Source organism: Ancylobacter sonchi (genome assembly GCF_018390695.1).
In the GTDB taxonomy this organism is placed as follows: Bacteria; Pseudomonadota; Alphaproteobacteria; order Rhizobiales; family Xanthobacteraceae; genus Ancylobacter; species Ancylobacter sonchi.
Genome location: NZ_JAHBGF010000036.1, coordinates 633,786 through 648,837, shown reverse-complemented (window position 1 = coordinate 648,837; position 15,052 = coordinate 633,786). Strand labels below are relative to the sequence as shown.

Annotated in this window: 11 protein-coding genes; 4 read left to right on the top strand and 7 right to left on the bottom strand. The window is 65.4% G+C overall.

Annotation, left to right across the window (positions count from 1 at the left end; translation table 11 throughout):
• Positions 1-505 precede the first annotated feature (505 nt).
• Together KHC28_RS23840 and KHC28_RS23835 are read right to left on the bottom strand one after the other, a co-directional pair.
• A complete protein-coding gene (locus KHC28_RS23840) occupies positions 506-1,009 on the bottom strand; it encodes a hypothetical protein (RefSeq protein WP_214010835.1) in 504 nt (167 codons plus the stop codon).
• 85 nt (positions 1,010-1,094) lie between these two features.
• A complete protein-coding gene (locus KHC28_RS23835) occupies positions 1,095-2,183 on the bottom strand; it encodes an MFS transporter (RefSeq protein WP_214010834.1) in 1,089 nt (362 codons plus the stop codon).
• Between the two features lie 226 nt (positions 2,184-2,409).
• Between KHC28_RS23835 and KHC28_RS23830 the strand changes: the two genes are divergently transcribed.
• The gene (locus KHC28_RS23830; RefSeq protein WP_312893317.1) at positions 2,410-5,247 is read left to right on the top strand and encodes an ATP-binding protein; all 2,838 of its coding nucleotides are present in this window, start codon (positions 2,410-2,412) and stop codon (positions 5,245-5,247) included.
• A gap of 103 nt (positions 5,248-5,350) precedes the next feature.
• Here KHC28_RS23830 and KHC28_RS23825 read toward each other — a convergent pair whose 3' ends face one another.
• The 4 genes from KHC28_RS23825 to KHC28_RS23810 all read right to left on the bottom strand — a co-directional run bounded on the left by KHC28_RS23825 (position 5,351) and on the right by KHC28_RS23810 (position 10,241).
• Positions 5,351-5,857, bottom strand: a complete 507-nt coding sequence (locus tag KHC28_RS23825) for a DUF1993 domain-containing protein (RefSeq protein ID WP_214010832.1) — start codon at positions 5,855-5,857, stop codon at positions 5,351-5,353.
• A gap of 185 nt (positions 5,858-6,042) precedes the next feature.
• Positions 6,043-8,400, bottom strand: a complete 2,358-nt coding sequence (locus KHC28_RS23820; protein ID WP_214010831.1) for a phosphoketolase family protein — start codon at positions 8,398-8,400, stop codon at positions 6,043-6,045.
• A 320-nt stretch (positions 8,401-8,720) separates the two neighbouring features.
• Entirely contained in the window at positions 8,721-9,953 is a 1,233-nt protein-coding gene (locus KHC28_RS23815) for a nickel/cobalt efflux transporter (RefSeq protein ID WP_214010830.1), read from the bottom strand.
• Between the two features lie 6 nt (positions 9,954-9,959).
• Positions 9,960-10,241, bottom strand: a complete 282-nt coding sequence (locus KHC28_RS23810; RefSeq protein WP_214010829.1) for a metal-sensing transcriptional repressor — start codon at positions 10,239-10,241, stop codon at positions 9,960-9,962.
• A 687-nt stretch (positions 10,242-10,928) separates the two neighbouring features.
• On the opposite strand from KHC28_RS23810, the gene KHC28_RS23805 reads away from it, so the two are divergent.
• Together KHC28_RS23805 and KHC28_RS23800 are read left to right on the top strand one after the other, a co-directional pair.
• Positions 10,929-11,468 (top strand): TRAP transporter small permease subunit, encoded by a 540-nt coding sequence (locus KHC28_RS23805; RefSeq protein ID WP_214010828.1) that lies wholly within the window; start codon positions 10,929-10,931, stop codon positions 11,466-11,468.
• A gap of 57 nt (positions 11,469-11,525) precedes the next feature.
• Positions 11,526-12,938, top strand: a complete 1,413-nt coding sequence (locus tag KHC28_RS23800) for a TRAP transporter large permease (RefSeq protein WP_214010827.1) — start codon at positions 11,526-11,528, stop codon at positions 12,936-12,938.
• Between the two features lie 56 nt (positions 12,939-12,994).
• Here the strand turns inward: KHC28_RS23800 and KHC28_RS23795 are convergent, their stop codons facing one another.
• Positions 12,995-13,486: a hypothetical protein gene (locus KHC28_RS23795; RefSeq protein ID WP_214010826.1), complete on the bottom strand. Its 492-nt coding sequence runs from the start codon at positions 13,484-13,486 to the stop codon at positions 12,995-12,997.
• Positions 13,487-13,665: 179 nt separating this feature from the next.
• On the opposite strand from KHC28_RS23795, the gene KHC28_RS23790 reads away from it, so the two are divergent.
• On the top strand, positions 13,666-14,994 hold the full coding sequence (locus tag KHC28_RS23790; protein WP_246565119.1) for a multidrug effflux MFS transporter: 1,329 nt from the start codon (positions 13,666-13,668) through the stop codon (positions 14,992-14,994).
• Positions 14,995-15,052: the final 58 nt, after the last annotated feature.

Below are 15,052 nucleotides of genomic sequence, written 5' to 3'. Positions count from 1 at the left end.
CTTTCGTCGACGATACGTTCATCGCCCGCGTCGAGCGCTCGCAGGAACGTTCCGCCTGTTTCTATGTCGACTGGACGTTCACGCTGGTGCGCCCCGAAGGAATGCGGGTCAGATGCCGGGTGAGATGGATAAACAGTTCGGCGGCATTCAATACCGGGCCCTACGTGATGCCGAGATTGTAGAGATTTCAACGACATAGCTGTTCGCTGTTTCGCCTTGGTCGGCGCGCCAATCTCTTGACGTATGAGATTGTGGACACCTGCTTGGCTGCAGCGCTTCTTTTGGCCCATAAGTCCTTTTGATTGCTCTTCTGCGCCGTGGCGAAGACGCCGGCTTCGAGCCGCTTCGACGTCAAACACATTGCCGCGTGCGGATGCGAGCGTATTCCCTTATCCTGCGCGAGCAGACGGGCTTGTGTCTTCGCAAGGCGCTGGGCAGGGTTCCCCTGACCTCGGGTGCCAGATGCGTGTCGGTCAGTAGCGGTGCTTCGCTGAGGCGATCTGCCCTACGAAACGGTTGCCTCACGCTCTCGGCAAAGACCGCTGACATGCTGCCAAGCTCGCCGCACATTGGCGAGGATCAACTCCGCGGAGTTCGAGACTTCCTCGGGCTGGTTTCGGTCGGCCTGCCGCTTTACCGCCTCGGCATGCAGCACGACGGCAGTGAAGGCATTGATGGCCCTTACCATCGTTGACGCGATGCCCTCGTCGGTGTCGTGCGTCGCGGCGAGTGTCCAGGCAGCCGCGGTTTCACCGTCGCGTTCGACGGCGATGTTGACCGCGACGACCCGGTTGTCGGGATCGCGCTCCAGCCGAACCTGAACGCGCCGCCGGACCGGCAGCACGGTGCGCAGCCGGACCATTTGCTCGATTTCGCAATCCTCGCCGGTGTCCAACGCTTCTGCCATGGCCTGGCGAACGAGTTCGAACTCGCGCGAGTCGAGCTGGTCCGGCTCCCTGCCGCCCGAAGGCTGATCCAGGCGCACCTTCGGTCTGATCGCTTCGGCCATGGCCACTCTCCCGCTGCCACCTGACAGCGTCCATGAGTTAGCCGACATGCCGCGGGCACGGTTGCAAAAAACTGCAAAATCTTCGTCAGGCCGGCTGCCGGACGTTTTGCAGGCGGAGCGAGAAGGCAAACAGCGCCGAAGCCACCATCACGGTCGCGATGGCCGTCGTGATCAACGTCTCGGCTCCCAGCGAATAGATGAGACCGCCGATTGCAGGTCCGGTGGATAGGCCGAGTTTGGAGGCGAACCCGGCCAGCACCGCGGAGCGGCCGCTGTCGTCGCCGTCGGAACAGAGCGCGAAGGCGTAGGGCAATGCCATAGCCATCGTCAGGAACACGGCGGCGATGGCGCCGGCGAACATTGCCGGGTCCTGCCCGATACCGATCAGCGCCTTGCTGAGGCCGGCGGCCATCACGATCGGCACCATGGGGCGCCAGCCGAAGGAACGGCTGAGCAGCAGCATGGCAAGCGCACCCGGCACGCCCGCCCACAAGCCGAACCCGACCGCCGCGCCGGAGAAACCCGCCTCGTGGCCGAGATCGGAACCGATGCCGATCAGGAAGGCGCCGAGGCCGAGATTGGCGGCCTGGAACAGAAAGAGCCCGCCGATGCGCATAAGGTTGCGGGCGGGGAGACGACCGATCCCATCGCGCGCCTTGTCGGTGCTGGTCTCCGACCGAAACTCCGGCAGGAGCGGCACCACTACCAGGGCCAGCATGCCGAAGGCCGCGAGCACCAGGAACACGACCCCATGGGTCATGTACGGGGCGAGGAAGGTGGAGGCGAAAACGCCGAGACCGCCAAAGCCGAAATGGAACGTGAAGAGGACGCCGAAGCCCTGGCGGGGGTCGCCGCTGCGGGCGATCAGCGCGTAGCAGAGGCCGACCAGCAAGCCGCCGATGACGCCATGGACGGCGCGGATGCCCACCAGCGCTTCATAGCTGCGCATGAAGGTCGTGGCGATATCGGCGGCGACGAGGGCGATGAGCAGGACGACTGCCAGGGGGCGCCAGGGCAGGCGCGGCACGATGAACAGCGCGAGCAGCGCCCCCAGGGTCGAACCATAGCCGTTGCTGGCGGCGACAAACCCGGCCTGGGCGGCGCTGAGGCCATATTCGGTGCGCAGCGCGGCGATGATGGACGGCATGATGTCGATGTAGAGCGGTCCCGCCATGGCAAGCAGCGCCAGAAGGACGGAGACGCGTAGGCTGCCCGGGCGTGGCTCCACTGGCGCGGCCGTCGGGGAGTGGGACGATTCCATGAAAGCTGCCATTACCTTGCGTCGGTAGAAGCCGTTGCAATTACTGAAAAAAAACGATGAATGGTTCTCTTTTCAGAATATGTCTATACCCATTATGATAGAGGATGCGATGGCCGAATAGACGTCTCCCGGATCGTTCATGAAACCCGCCTCTCGTGCCGCGCTGTTCGGCCCGTTTCGTCTCTCCCTCACGTCGAAGCATCTGCTGAAGGACGGTGCCCCCGTTCCTATGGGCGGGCGGGCGCTGGAGCTTCTGGTCGCGCTGGTGGAGCGAGCTGGAGACGTGCTCACCAAGCAGGAGCTTCTAGCCAGTGCCTGGCCTGATCTGTTCGTCGAGGAAGCCAATCTGCGGGTGCAGATGACGGCGTTGCGGCGCGTGCTCGGCGACGGCCAGGATGGACGGCACTACATCGCCAACATCGCCCGCCGCGGCTACAGTTTCGTGGCCGAGGTGACCTTCACCGACATTGCGGACCGCGACGCGGTGCAGTCTCCGTCGGTAAGGCAGAATCTGCCGCTCAATCTGACACCGGTGCTGGGGCGCGAAGCCGCCGTGGCGGCGATCTGCGCGGAACTCGCGCACCGCCGTTTCGTGAGCGTCGTTGGCCCCGGCGGCGTCGGCAAGACCACGGTGGCGCTCGACGCCGCCCGGGCTGCGCTGGCGCAGGAGGATGCGGCGGGGCCGGATGCTGTGGTCCTTGTGGAGCTCGCGCAGATCAGCGATCCGGCGCTGGTCGAGAACACCGTGGCGTCGGCCATCGGCGTGACCTTGGGACTGGGGCCGGTGGAGCTCTCCGAGCGGCTGCCATTCGAGCGGGGATTGCTCATCCTCGATAATTGCGAACAGGTGGCGGGCGCCGCCGCTGCCGTCGCTGAACGGGTGCTCGGCGCCAATCCGGCCATGCGCCTTCTCGTCAGCAGCCGCGAACCTCTGCGGGCCAAGGGGGAGCACGTCTTCCGGCTGCCCGGACTTGAAGTGCCGCCGCGCGAGGCTGATGGCAGGGGCGTCGATGCGCTGGGCTTTCCGGCGGTGAGGCTGTTCGTCGAGCGGGCCGCGGCCACACTGGGTAGCTATGAGCCCAGTCCGGAAGAGGTGCCGGTCATCGTCGGCATTTGTCGCCGCCTGGACGGGCTTCCACTTGCCATCGAGCTTGCGGCCGGGCGCGTCGACGCCTTTGGCGTCAAGGAGCTGGCGCAGCGGCTCGACGACGTGTTCCGCCTGCTGGTCTCCGGCCGGCGCACCGCCCTGCCGCGCCACCAGACGCTGCAGGCGACGCTGGGTTGGAGCTACGACCATCTGAGCCCCGGCGAGCAGACCACCTTGTGCCGTCTGGCAATCTTTGCCGGACATTTCTCGCTCGATGCCGCCGGCAAGGTCGCGGCCATCGAGGAGCCGAGCTGGGAGATCATTGAGAATCTCACCGGCCTCGTGTCGAAATCGCTGGTCGCCGCCGATTTTTCGCAAGCGCTGCCACGCTATCGCCTGCTGGAGATCACGCGCGCCTATGCGTTGGACAAGCTCAGGCAGGCGGGCGGCTTCGACCGGCTGAGCCGTCGTCATGCGCTGCAGGTGAAGGAATTGGTGGCGGCCGCCGAGCAGGAATGGCCTCGGTCCCGTCCCGCGGACTGGCTCGCCACCTATGCCGGCCAGCTGGACAATGTCCGCGCCGCGCTCGACTGGTGCTTCGGGCCGAAGGGGGACCGCGAGATCGGCGTGGCGATCACCATCTCCTCGGCGGTGCTGTGGTTTCAGCTGTCGCTGGTCGATGAGTGCCGGGCCCGATTTGAGCGGGCGGCGGCAAGTCTCGGCGAGGGGGGCGCGCTCGACCCCTCCCGCGAGGTGGTGTTGCTTTCGACGCTCGGCACCGCGTTGATCTATACGATCGGGCCGGGCGCCGAAGCCTGGGAGATGGTGCAGGCCGGACATCGCGTGGCGCGGCAGACCGGCAGTCTCGACTTGTATCTGCGGGCGACCTGGGCGCTATGGCTGGTCGAGTTCTGTTCCGGCCGCTATGGCGCGTCGCTGGAGATCGCCCGTGACTTTGCCGAGCACGCGGGGAAAGGCGCGCGGGCGGCAGATCTCGTCATCGCCAACCGATTGACCGGCATTTCGCTCCTGTTCCTCGGCCGCGTCGATGAGGCGCGCGAAGCGCTGGAGGAGGCACTGGGAGGCGGCGTCGCCGCCAATTCCATCGTTCGCATGCAGTACGATCAGGAATTGAACGGCCGGGCTTTCTATTCGGCGACGCTCTATTTGCTCGGCCTGCAGGATCAGGCTTCCGCGCTCGCGACCCGCAACACCGCCGATGCCGGCCGACATGGCCATGCCACGACGCTGGCTCTCAATCTGGTCGATTCCGGGTGTCCCGTCGCCTTCTATTGTGGCGAGGCCGATGCGCTCGCCGAGCGGGTTGAATTGCTGGCGGATGTTTCAGGCCGGCAGTCGTTCGGACCGTGGCGCGCCTGGTGCCGATGCTATCGCGGCTCGCTTCATGTGCTGAACGGGGCATTTTCCGAGGCTGCGGAGGATCTGGCTGCCGGCCTCGACGCCTTGGAACGGACACGCTGGCCGATCCGCCGGGCTATGTTCCTCGGCCATCGTGCCGAGGCGCTGGGCAGGCTGGGGCTGAGATCGGCGGCGCTCGCCAGCGTCGATGAGGCCATTGCCTTCTGCCGGATGAATGGTGAAGGGTGGTGCCTGCCGGATCTGCTGCGCATCCGTGCCGGCATCATCGCGCGGGAACGCCCGGACGAGGCCATGGCGGAGCTCGACGAGGGATACACGCAGGCGCTCGGCACCGGGCTTCGCTCCTGGGCGCTGCGCATTGCGACGCAGGCAGCGCGATTGCGGCCTCAGCATCCCCGGATTATCGAGCGATTGGGCGACGCCGTTGCCGGCTTCGCGGAGGGGCATGCGAAGCCGGACTATCGCGCCGCAAGTCAGTTGCTCGCGACGCTCGGCCGCGGTCACTCATGACGACGGCATGTGGCGTCCTCGGGGACGTCACATCATAGGGGGCAGCGAGGCCGCCCGGCGTTCCGGCGCGAGCGACCCGTGGGCGCGATGCTGAGTGGAAGTCTCAGAGGGCGCCGAGGAAATCAGTCTTTCCGACCGGCACGCCCTGCTGGCGCAGAATGTCGTAGCCCGTCGTCACGTGGAAAAAGAAGTTGGGCAGCGCGAAGGTGAGAAGATAGGCGCGCCCATCGAGTGTCACTTCGCCCTGCCGGCGCTTCAGCACGATCTGCCGGCTCTCGCTGCCCTCGAACTGCGCGGCATCGAAGCCCTTCAGATAGGCCACCGTCTTGGCGATCCGCGCGTGCAGGTCGTCAAAGCTGGCCTCGTTGTCGTCAAAGCTCGGGCCGGCGGTCGCGGTGAGGCGGGCGGCGCAGAACTTCGCCGTATCGCTGGCCCTCTGAACCTGCCCGGCCAGGGACAGCATGTCCGGAGCCAGGCGCGCCTCCACCAACGTGGCGGGATCGAGGCCCTTCGCCTGGGCGAATGTTTCGCCCTTGCCGAGGATTGCCGAGAAATTGTCGAAGGCGCGCAGGAAGACAGGGATCGACGTGTCGAAGATCGAAAGAGCCATGTAAATCTCCACCAGATGCCCGGTTCGGCCGGCGGCCTGGGACCGGGTCCGAGGCTCATATGGGCTGACGGCTTGCCTTCGCCAAGCGCACTCCGGCGCTCCGGCGCTTCCGCCGTCCTCGACGGCAGGAGCGCCGGCCGAGGCATTGCCCAGCCCTGCGCGGTGTTGGCGGCGGAGGCGTGGGATCAGGCCGGCCATTGCCAGTTCTGGATCTCGGGCATGTCCTCCCCATGTTCGCGGACATAGTCGTGATGCTCCGCCAGCTTGCCCTCAAGGGCGGCAATGGCGGCGGCGGCGCGTCCGGCCAGCCGGGGGAGCCGCTTTATCGCGGCGATGGCGAGATGGAAGCGGTCGATCTCGTTCATCACCGCCATGTCGAACGGTGTCGTCGTGGTGCCTTCCTCGCGGAAGCCGTGGACATGGATGTTCATGTGGTTACGGCGCCGGTAGGTGAGGCGGTGAATGAGGTAGGGATAGCCGTGATAGGCGAAGATCACCGGTCGGTCGGCGGTGAAAAGCGTGTCGAACGCCTCCTCGGTCAGGCCATGGGGGTGTGTGGTCTGCGACTGCAGGGTCATCAGGTCGACCACGTTGACCACTCGGATGTGCAGGTCGGGAAAGGCCGTGCGCAACAGGTCGACGGCGGCCAGCGTTTCAAGGGTCGGCACGTCGCCGACACAGGCCATCACCACGTCCGGTTCGCTACCCATGTCATTCGAGGCCCACGGCCATATGCCGGCGCCGGCGAGGCAATGCGCCTCCGCAGCCTCGGCTGAGAGCCATTGCGGCTGCGGCTGCTTGCCGGCCGTGATGACGTTGATGCGGTTCCAGGTGCGCAGGCAGTGGTCGGTGACCCACAGGAGGCTGTTGGCGTCCGGCGGGAAATAGAGACGGACGATGTCGGCCTTCTTGTTGGCGACGAAATCCGCGAAGCCCGGATCCTGGTGGCTGAAGCCGTTATGGTCCTGTCGCCAGACATGCGATGTCAGGAGGTAGTTCAGCGACGCGATGGGCTTGCGCCAGGGCAGCTCGGCGGAGGTCTTCAGCCATTTCGCGTGTTGATTGACCATCGAATCCACAATGTGGATGAACGCCTCGTAGCAGGAGAACAGCCCGTGGCGGCCGGTCAGCAGGTAGCCTTCGAGCCAGCCCTGGCAGAGATGCTCCGAAAGCACCTCCATGACGCGTCCCTGTCGGGCGAGGCTGGTGTCGTAAGGCTCGGTAGCCTCCATCCACACGCGATCTGTCACCTCGAACACCGCGTCCAGCCGGTTCGAGGCGGTCTCGTCCGGTCCCATGAGACGGAAATTCCGCGCCTCCTCATTGAGGCGCATCACGTCCCGCAGATAGCAGCCCATGGCCCGGGTCGCCTCGCCGATCGTGGCGCCGGGCCGGTCGATATCCAGCGCGAGACCCTTCCAATCGGGTAGGACGAGGTTTTGCCGCAGCTGGCCGCCATTGGCCTGCGGCAGGGCTCCCATCCGTTTCTCGCCGCTCGGTGCCAGCGCCTGCAATTCGGGGATGAGCATGCCGTTTGGGTCGAACAGCTCCTCGGCACGGTAGCTGCGCATCCAATCCTCCAGGATGCGGCGGTGCGCGGCATCTCCGCGGGCGTTGGAGACCGGCACCTGATGCGAGCGCCAGAAGCCCTCCACCTTCTTGCCGTCGACCTCGCGCGGGCCGGTCCAACCCTTCGGACTGCGCAGAATGATCATCGGCCAGCGCGGGCGCTCGATGTCGCCGGTGGCCGCACGCGCGGCCTCCTGGATGGCGCGGATGTGGTCGAACACGGTGTCGAGCGTCGCCGCCATCGCCGCATGCATGGGCATCGGCTCGGAGCCCTCGACGAAGACCGGCTCGTAGCCATAGCCGGTGAACAGCGCGCGAAGTTCGTCGTCCGACATGCGGGCGAGCAGCGTCGGGTTGGCAATCTTGTAGCCGTTGAGGTGCAGGATCGGCAGCACCGCGCCGTCGAGCGCCGGATTGAGGAACTTGTTGGAGTGCCAGGCGGCGGCTAGCGGCCCGGTTTCCGCCTCGCCGTCGCCGACCACGCAGGCAACCACGAGGTCGGGATTATCGAGCGCGGCGCCATAGGCATGCACCAGCGCATAGCCGAGCTCGCCGCCCTCATGGATCGAGCCCGGCGTCTCCGGAGCCACATGGCTCGGCACGCCGCCGGGGAAGGAGAACTGGCGAAACAGCTTGCGCATCCCGGCTTCGTCCGGCGTGATCGACGGATAGATCTCGCTATAGGTGCCCTCGAGCCAGGTGTTGGCCACCATCGCCGGCCCGCCATGGCCTGGCCCGCAGACATAGAGCACGTCGCAATCGCGTTCGCGGATAATGCGGTTGAGATGCGCATAGATGAAGTTGAGGCCCGGCGTGGTGCCCCAGTGCCCGAGGAGGCGCGGCTTGACGTGCTCCGCCGCCAGCGGCTCGCGCAGCATCGGGTTGTCGAGCAAGTAGATCTGCCCCACGGACACATAATTGGCGGCGCGCCAGTAGCGGTCGATGGCTTCCAGTTCGGCCGGCTGCACGGACATGCGGCACTTCCTTCCAAGCTTTGCACGGCGCGGCGGGTGGCTCCCGACGGCGAGCCGGTGCCGCTCCAAGGGCGACTATCTCATCGCCCGGCTATGGTGGCGTGACGGGTGGTGCGAAACAATACGTGGATCAACGGGATGCGGGCTGCGATCCCTCCAGCGTCGCGCGGTTGCCTCTCATACGGGAGGGGCGAAGAGGCCGACGTGGCACCGAGGTCGACCCTGACGAGAGAGGCCGAGGCTCTTCGCCATATGAAAAGGGGCGGTGCACCAGCCCCGCCCCCGTCATCGATGTTCTGGAATATCGGTTCGGGCCGCTCTCAGGCGGCGAGCGCCGCGATGCCCGTCCAGCCGTGCCAGCCGACATAGAGGCCGACGGCGATGAGCAGGAGGCCGGAGAAATAGGGCGCGCGGCGCGCGGCGGTGGAGAACCAGCTCCAGCGCTTGGTCGCGTGCTGCACGCTGAGCGCGGCGGCCGCGCCGACCGCCACCAGCGTGATGGCGAGGCCGATGGAGAAGCACAGCACGAGGCCGAAGCCGAGCGTGAACTCCTTCAGCTGCAGGCAGAGCAGCAGCACGGTGATCGCCGCCGGGCAGGGGATGAGCCCGCCGGTCAGGCCGAACAGCACGATCTGCCACGTCGTCACGTTGCGGTCGGCGAAGCGCTTGCGGATATCGTTGGCGTGCGCGAGCTCATGGGCGTCCTGGTAGCCGTCGGTGCCGACCTCAAGCCCGCGCAGCTCCTCGTGCAGATGATCGTGGCCCTCGGTGCTCTTGAGGAACGACACGTCGAAATCGTGCGAGTGATTGCCGTGGCCCAGCGCTAGCCGGACCATGAAGTCGAATGGCCGGGGAATGGCCTCGACGCTCTCGATATAGCCGTCGCGTTCGGCGAAGGCGAAGGTCTGGACGCGACCGTCCGGCCGCTCGGTGGTCAGCGTGACCTCGCCGGCCGTCCAAGGCTTGCCGCGCTCGGGGCGGAAGCGCCAATGCGCGTCACCATGGCCGTGGTCGTGCAGCTCCAGCTTGTGCAGGCCGTGGCCGGTATCGATCATCCGGATGTCGGAGACGGGATGGGCATGGTCGTCATGGCTGTGGTCGTGGCCATGGCCGTGGGTGCGGTCATGCGCGTGACCGTGGCCGTGATCATCATCGTGCCCGTGATGGCCATGACCATGGCTGTGCCCGGCGGCGGCCTTGGCCCGCTGCTGGTCTTCATAGGTACGCCACAGCATCCACGCCGCCATGCCGACGATGATGATCGCCGAGACGAATTGCAGATAGGGCTCGAAGGTCTCCGGCGCGATGCCCTGCCAGAGATACATGCCGCCGATGGCGATCGCCCAGACCACCAGCGTGTGCGACACCGTCGCCGCCAGCCCCAGCAGCACCGCCTGGGCGACGGTGCCACGCACCGCCACGATGAACGCCGCCATCATGGTTTTCGAGTGCCCCGGCTCCAGCCCGTGCAGGGCGCCGAGCAGGATGGCACTCGGGATGAACAGCCAGGCGTGGGCGGTACTTTGCTGGATCAGCTCGGCGAAGGCGGGCATGGGTCCTCAGAGATATTTGATGATGTCCTTGAACTCGTCGATCGAGCGCCGCTGATCCCGCTCCAGCGGTGACACCACCTCGTCGAGGCAGTGGTCCAGATGGTCCTGGATCAGGGTCTTCTTCGCCTGGCTGATCGCCTTTTCCACCGCATGCAGCTGCTGGGCGATGTCGAGGCAGGGCCGTCCGGCCTCCAGCATCTCGATCACCGTGCGCAGATGACCGTGCGAGCGCTTCAGGCGCTTCACGATCTCCGGGTGCGTATGATGGATGTGCGGGTGCTCGCTCATGAAATTATCCTATCCCCCTAGAGGGGTTGTGTCTATCCCCCCTAGGAGGATTGGATCATGGGAAGGCGTGGCGCCTTGGCATTCGGCTAGTGAACGATTCTGACTTCAGGCGGTAGGTCTTCGGCAAGGCTCCTGACGTCCGTGAGGGTGCCATTGCAGCGTCATCGGTACGGCGTCGGGGTGAATCGGCAGTCTCCATCCTGTTCTGTCGGACGTATTCTTTCGAGCGGCCGCTGAATTGTCCGCCCGCTGCAAGGGCGGAGAGGTCGCGCGGTCTCCTCGCCGGCGACCGAGGCTTGAGAATGTCGGGCCCTTCCAGCTCTGAAAAGGCTCATGGCGGACCGGCATCGGGTGCCACGCCGGTGCCGCCGTGACTCACGTCCCTGGCGGCACATGTCCTGTCGGAGCCCTGTCGGCGAACGCTCGTTCCCTGCCGGCCGTGGCGCTTACGTTACGGCGTCTGCGGTTTTGAAGCGGTGCACGCCGATGCAGCTTGCTTTCCCCAGCGGTTCAGCTTTTCTGCCTGAGGCTGCGGCGTCGGTGCGAGGGGGATGGATCCTTCGCGACGCCGCCGGGCGTGCCGGAATACCTGAGTGAGACGATCGTCTAACTTGCGTGCGTGGCTATAATCGGCGGAAGCAACGGAACAATCAGAAACGCTGCCGATAACGAGGGGAAAACGTTGCAATGAGTGGGCTTCTCGCCTTCAGTCGCGCGATCGACTGGATCAATGAGCGCTTCGGCCGCCTAGCCGACTACTGCGTGCTCCTTTCCTGTCTGATCAGCGCCGGGAATGCCACCGTGCGCTATCTCTTCAGCTACAGCACCAACGGCCTGCTGGAGATCCAGTGGTACCTGTTCGGGGCGGTGGTGCTGCTCGGCGCGTCCTACACGCTGAACCGGAACGAGCATGTCCGCGTCGACCTCGTCTACATGATGCTCTCCGACCGGGGGCGGCTGTGGGTCGACACCATCGGCTTCGTCGTCATCCTGATCCCGGCCAGCCTCTTTCTCGCCTGGCTGAGCTTTCCCTTCTTCTGGCAGGCCTATGTCTCCGACGAGGTCTCGCAGAATGCCGGCGGCCTGATCCTCTGGCCGGCCAAGCTGTTGCTGCCGCTGGGCTTCTTTCTCCTGACGCTTCAGGGGGTGTCGGAGCTGATCAAGCGCCTAGCGGCGCTGCATGGCGACGTCACCATCGACACCCACTACGAGAAGCCGCTGCAGTGAACGAGCGCGCCGCGCCCGACCGCCGCCTCTCCTTTCTCCGTCACGAGTGAGCCCGACATGTTCTCCCATGGCGTGATGCCCCCGCTGATGTTCGGCGGCATGATCTGCTTCATGATCATCGGCTTTCCGGTCGCCTTTTCGCTGATCGCCGTTGGCCTGTTCTTCGGTACGCTCGGCATCCTGACCGACCATTTCCACCCGAGCTTCCTGCAGGCGCTGCCGCTGCGCTTTTACGGCATCATCTCCAACGACCTCCTGCTGGCGATCCCGTTCTTCACCTTCATGGGCGCCATCCTCGAGCGCTGCGGCCTTGCCGAGGACCTGCTCGAAGGCACGGGCAAGCTGTTCGGCAAGGTGCCGGGCGGTCTTGCTTATGCGGTGATCATCGTCGGCGCCATCCTCGGCGCCATCACCGGCACGGTGGCGGCCTCGGTGATCGCCATGGGCGTGATCTCGCTGCCGGTGATGATGCGCTATGGCTACGACCAGAAGCTCGCCACCGGCGTCATCGCGGCGTCGGGCACCATCACCCAGCTGATCCCGCCCTCGCTGGTGCTGATCGTGCTGGCCGAGCAGCTCGGCAAGCCGGTCGGCGACATGTATCTCGGCGCCATCGGGCCCTCGATCCTGCAGGTGCTGCTGTTTCTCGGCTATGTGCTGATCCTGTCGTTCTTCAAGCCGCAGACCATGCCGCCGCTTCCGCCGGAGGCGATCGGGGAGGGCGGCTGGCCGCTGATCAAGCAGGTGCTGTGGGGCATGATCCCCTCCATCGTGCTGATCGCGCTGGTGCTCGGCACGCTGGCGCTTGGCCTTGCCACGCCGACCGAGGCCGGCGCCATGGGCGCGGTGGGTGCCATCGTGCTCGCCGCGATGCACCGGCGGCTCAGCTGGGGCCTCATCCGTCAGGCGATGGCCTCGACGATGCGGCTGACCGCCATGGTGGTGTTCATCCTCATCGGCGCCACCGTGTTCAGCCTGGTGTTTCAGGGCATGGACGGCTCGCGCTGGATCGAACACCTGCTGTCGCAGCTTCCGGGCGGCCGGGTCGGCTTCCTGATCTTCGTCAACATCTTCGTGTTCTTCATCGCCTTCTTCCTCGACTTCTTCGAGATCGCCTTCATCATCATACCGCTGCTGGTGCCGGTGGCGGTGAAGCTCGACATCAACCTGATCTGGTTCGGCGTGCTGCTGTGTGTGAACATGCAGACCGCGTTCATGCACCCGCCCTTCGGCTTCGCGCTGTTCTACCTGCGCGGCATCGCGCCGCCCTCGATCCGCACCTCGCAGATCTACTGGGGCGCGATTCCGTGGCTGGTGATGCAGCTGATCCTGGTGGTGATCGTGATCATGTGGCCGGAATCGGTGACCTACTGGATCGACGCCGGGACGGGTGTCGATCCGTCGACCATCGAGCTCAACATCCAGCCCCTCGATGCGCCGGCGCTGGACATGTCGCCACCGAAGTTCTGACCGACGACGCCGGCCGCCATGGCGGCCGGCGTTCGATTTTCTCGACCCACTGAACGTCAGACGGCGGGCTTCGTCCGGCCCGCCGTTCCCCTGACTGCCGCCAGTCCGAGCAGCACGAAGATCAGCAGCACCACGCCCTCGGCGATGGCGAAGGGCGGCTCGGACTGGGTCGGCGCCGCCGCGCGCAGGACAGGGATCTTGGCGAAGGCCTGCGCCACGGCGACGAACACCAGAAGATAAAGGCTGGCCACCGATCCGGCGGCATAGATCCAGCGTGCGCGGCCGGTCCGGTTGAAAGCGTAGCGGGCTGGAATCGTCACCGCCAGGATCAGCAGGGCGACGACGCCGACGACATGGGATGGCAGGACCCCCGAGAACGGAAAGCCGAAGCCGGTGGCGCTGGTGGCGAAGGCGGTCGTCAGAAAGACCGCGGCGAGTATGGGCCGGTCGCGGCCGGCAATAAGATCGGCAAGCACGAAAAGGCCGGTGGCGATGCCGATCAGGCTCAGCCAGGTATGAAAACCGACCCAGGTCGTCGGATCGAACATGATGGTGCTCCCCTCTGGATCGTCGGCGGAAGGTACTCCGCCGACGATTGCACAATCATGTTATCGGTCATAAATACGCCCTGCCAGCCGTTCGATTCACTCTATCTTGCGCGCGCCGCAGACCCTCCGGCGCGCTAGGCAGGGTTTTCGCGTGGCAGCCTCCTAGCCCTTCCGCTCAATTGTGCCGCCGGCGCGATTGCGCGATAAGGCGGGGCCTTCCGGCCCGCCGCATCCTGGATACTCCGAGCATGAATTCTACGCTTCCCACGCCGGATAACCCCCATCCCGGCATGGGGTTCAAGCAATTCGTCGGCCTCATCGCCATGATGATGGCGACCAATGCCATCGCCATCGATTCGATGCTGCCGTCGCTGCCCGAGATTGGGCAGGCCCTGAACATCGATACCGCCAACCACACGCAGCTGATCATCACCAGCTATCTGCTGGGCTTCGGCGGAGCGCAGATCGTCTATGGTCCGCTGGCTGACCGCTTCGGCCGCCGCAGCGTGCTGCTGGTGGGCATGGTCATCTACACGCTGGCCTCGCTGGGCGCGGCTTTCGCGACCAGCTTCGAGGTGATGATGATGGCGCGGGCGTTGCAGGGCGTGGGCGCCGCCGCGACCCGGATCCTGGCTGTCGCCATCGTGCGCGACTGCTATTCCGGGCGACAGATGGCGCGGGTGATGTCGCTCGCCTTCATCGTGTTCCTCGCCGTGCCGGTGATCGCGCCCTCGATCGGCCAGCTGATCGTGCTGATCGCGCCGTGGCGGGCGATCTTCGGCATGCTGCTGATTTTCGGCACGATCCTGATCGTCTGGATATTGGTACGCCTGCCGGAAACCCTGCATCCCGACGACCGCATTCCGATTTCCTTCCGCGGTATCACCTACGCCTTCGGCGTGGTGCTGCGCAGCCGGATCAGCGTCGGCTACATGTTCGCCATGACGATGATCATGAGCGGTCTGTTCGCGTTCATCACCAGCGCCCAGCAGGTGTTTTCCGTCGTCTTCGACGCCGCCGGCCTGTTCACGCTGATCTTTGCCTGCATTGCCCTCTTCATGGCGATGTCCTCGTTCCTGAACGCCCGCATCGTCGAGCGGCTCGGCATGCGCCGGGTGTCGCATGCGGCGCTGCTCGGCTATCTGGCGGTCACCTGCATCCATGCGCTGCTGGTGGTGACGGGACATGAAACGCTGCTGCTGTTCTCGGTGCTGCAGGCGGTCACCATGTTCTTTTTTGGCCTCGTCGTGTCGAACTTCAACGCCATGGCGATGGAGCCCGCCGGGCATGTGGCGGGTACGGCCTCCTCGCTGTTGGGATTCACCACGACCATTGGCGGCGCCGTGATGGGTTCGAGCCTCGGGCAGATGTTCGACGGCACGACGCTTCCACTGACGGTCGGTTTCGCGGTGTTTGGTATTGGTGCACTTGGGTTCGTGCTTTACGCTGAGCGCGGCCGGTTGTTCGGCTCACAGTCTCACGGTGCGGCGCTTGGGCCGAAGAAATAATATTAGGATTGAAGGATAAGTCCGATTGCTTCTGGCGGTATTTTCGTCGCTGAACCAA

Bases quoted from the DNA above. Each gene is read 5' to 3' on its own strand.
- KHC28_RS23840 (WP_214010835.1), bottom strand. From the start codon at position 1,009: ATGGCCGAAGCGATCAGACCGAAGGTGCGCCTGGATCAGCCTTCGGGC.
- KHC28_RS23835 (WP_214010834.1), bottom strand. From the start codon at position 2,183: ATGGCGGGACCGCTCTACATCGACATCATGCCGTCCATCATCGCCGCG.
- KHC28_RS23830 (WP_312893317.1), top strand. From the start codon at position 2,410: ATGAAACCCGCCTCTCGTGCCGCGCTGTTCGGCCCGTTTCGTCTCTCC.
- KHC28_RS23825 (WP_214010832.1), bottom strand. From the start codon at position 5,857: ATGGCTCTTTCGATCTTCGACACGTCGATCCCTGTCTTCCTGCGCGCC.
- KHC28_RS23820 (WP_214010831.1), bottom strand. From the start codon at position 8,400: ATGTCCGTGCAGCCGGCCGAACTGGAAGCCATCGACCGCTACTGGCGC.
- KHC28_RS23815 (WP_214010830.1), bottom strand. From the start codon at position 9,953: ATGCCCGCCTTCGCCGAGCTGATCCAGCAAAGTACCGCCCACGCCTGG.
- KHC28_RS23810 (WP_214010829.1), bottom strand. From the start codon at position 10,241: ATGAGCGAGCACCCGCACATCCATCATACGCACCCGGAGATCGTGAAG.
- KHC28_RS23805 (WP_214010828.1), top strand. From the start codon at position 10,929: ATGAGTGGGCTTCTCGCCTTCAGTCGCGCGATCGACTGGATCAATGAG.
- KHC28_RS23800 (WP_214010827.1), top strand. From the start codon at position 11,526: ATGTTCTCCCATGGCGTGATGCCCCCGCTGATGTTCGGCGGCATGATC.
- KHC28_RS23795 (WP_214010826.1), bottom strand. From the start codon at position 13,486: ATGTTCGATCCGACGACCTGGGTCGGTTTTCATACCTGGCTGAGCCTG.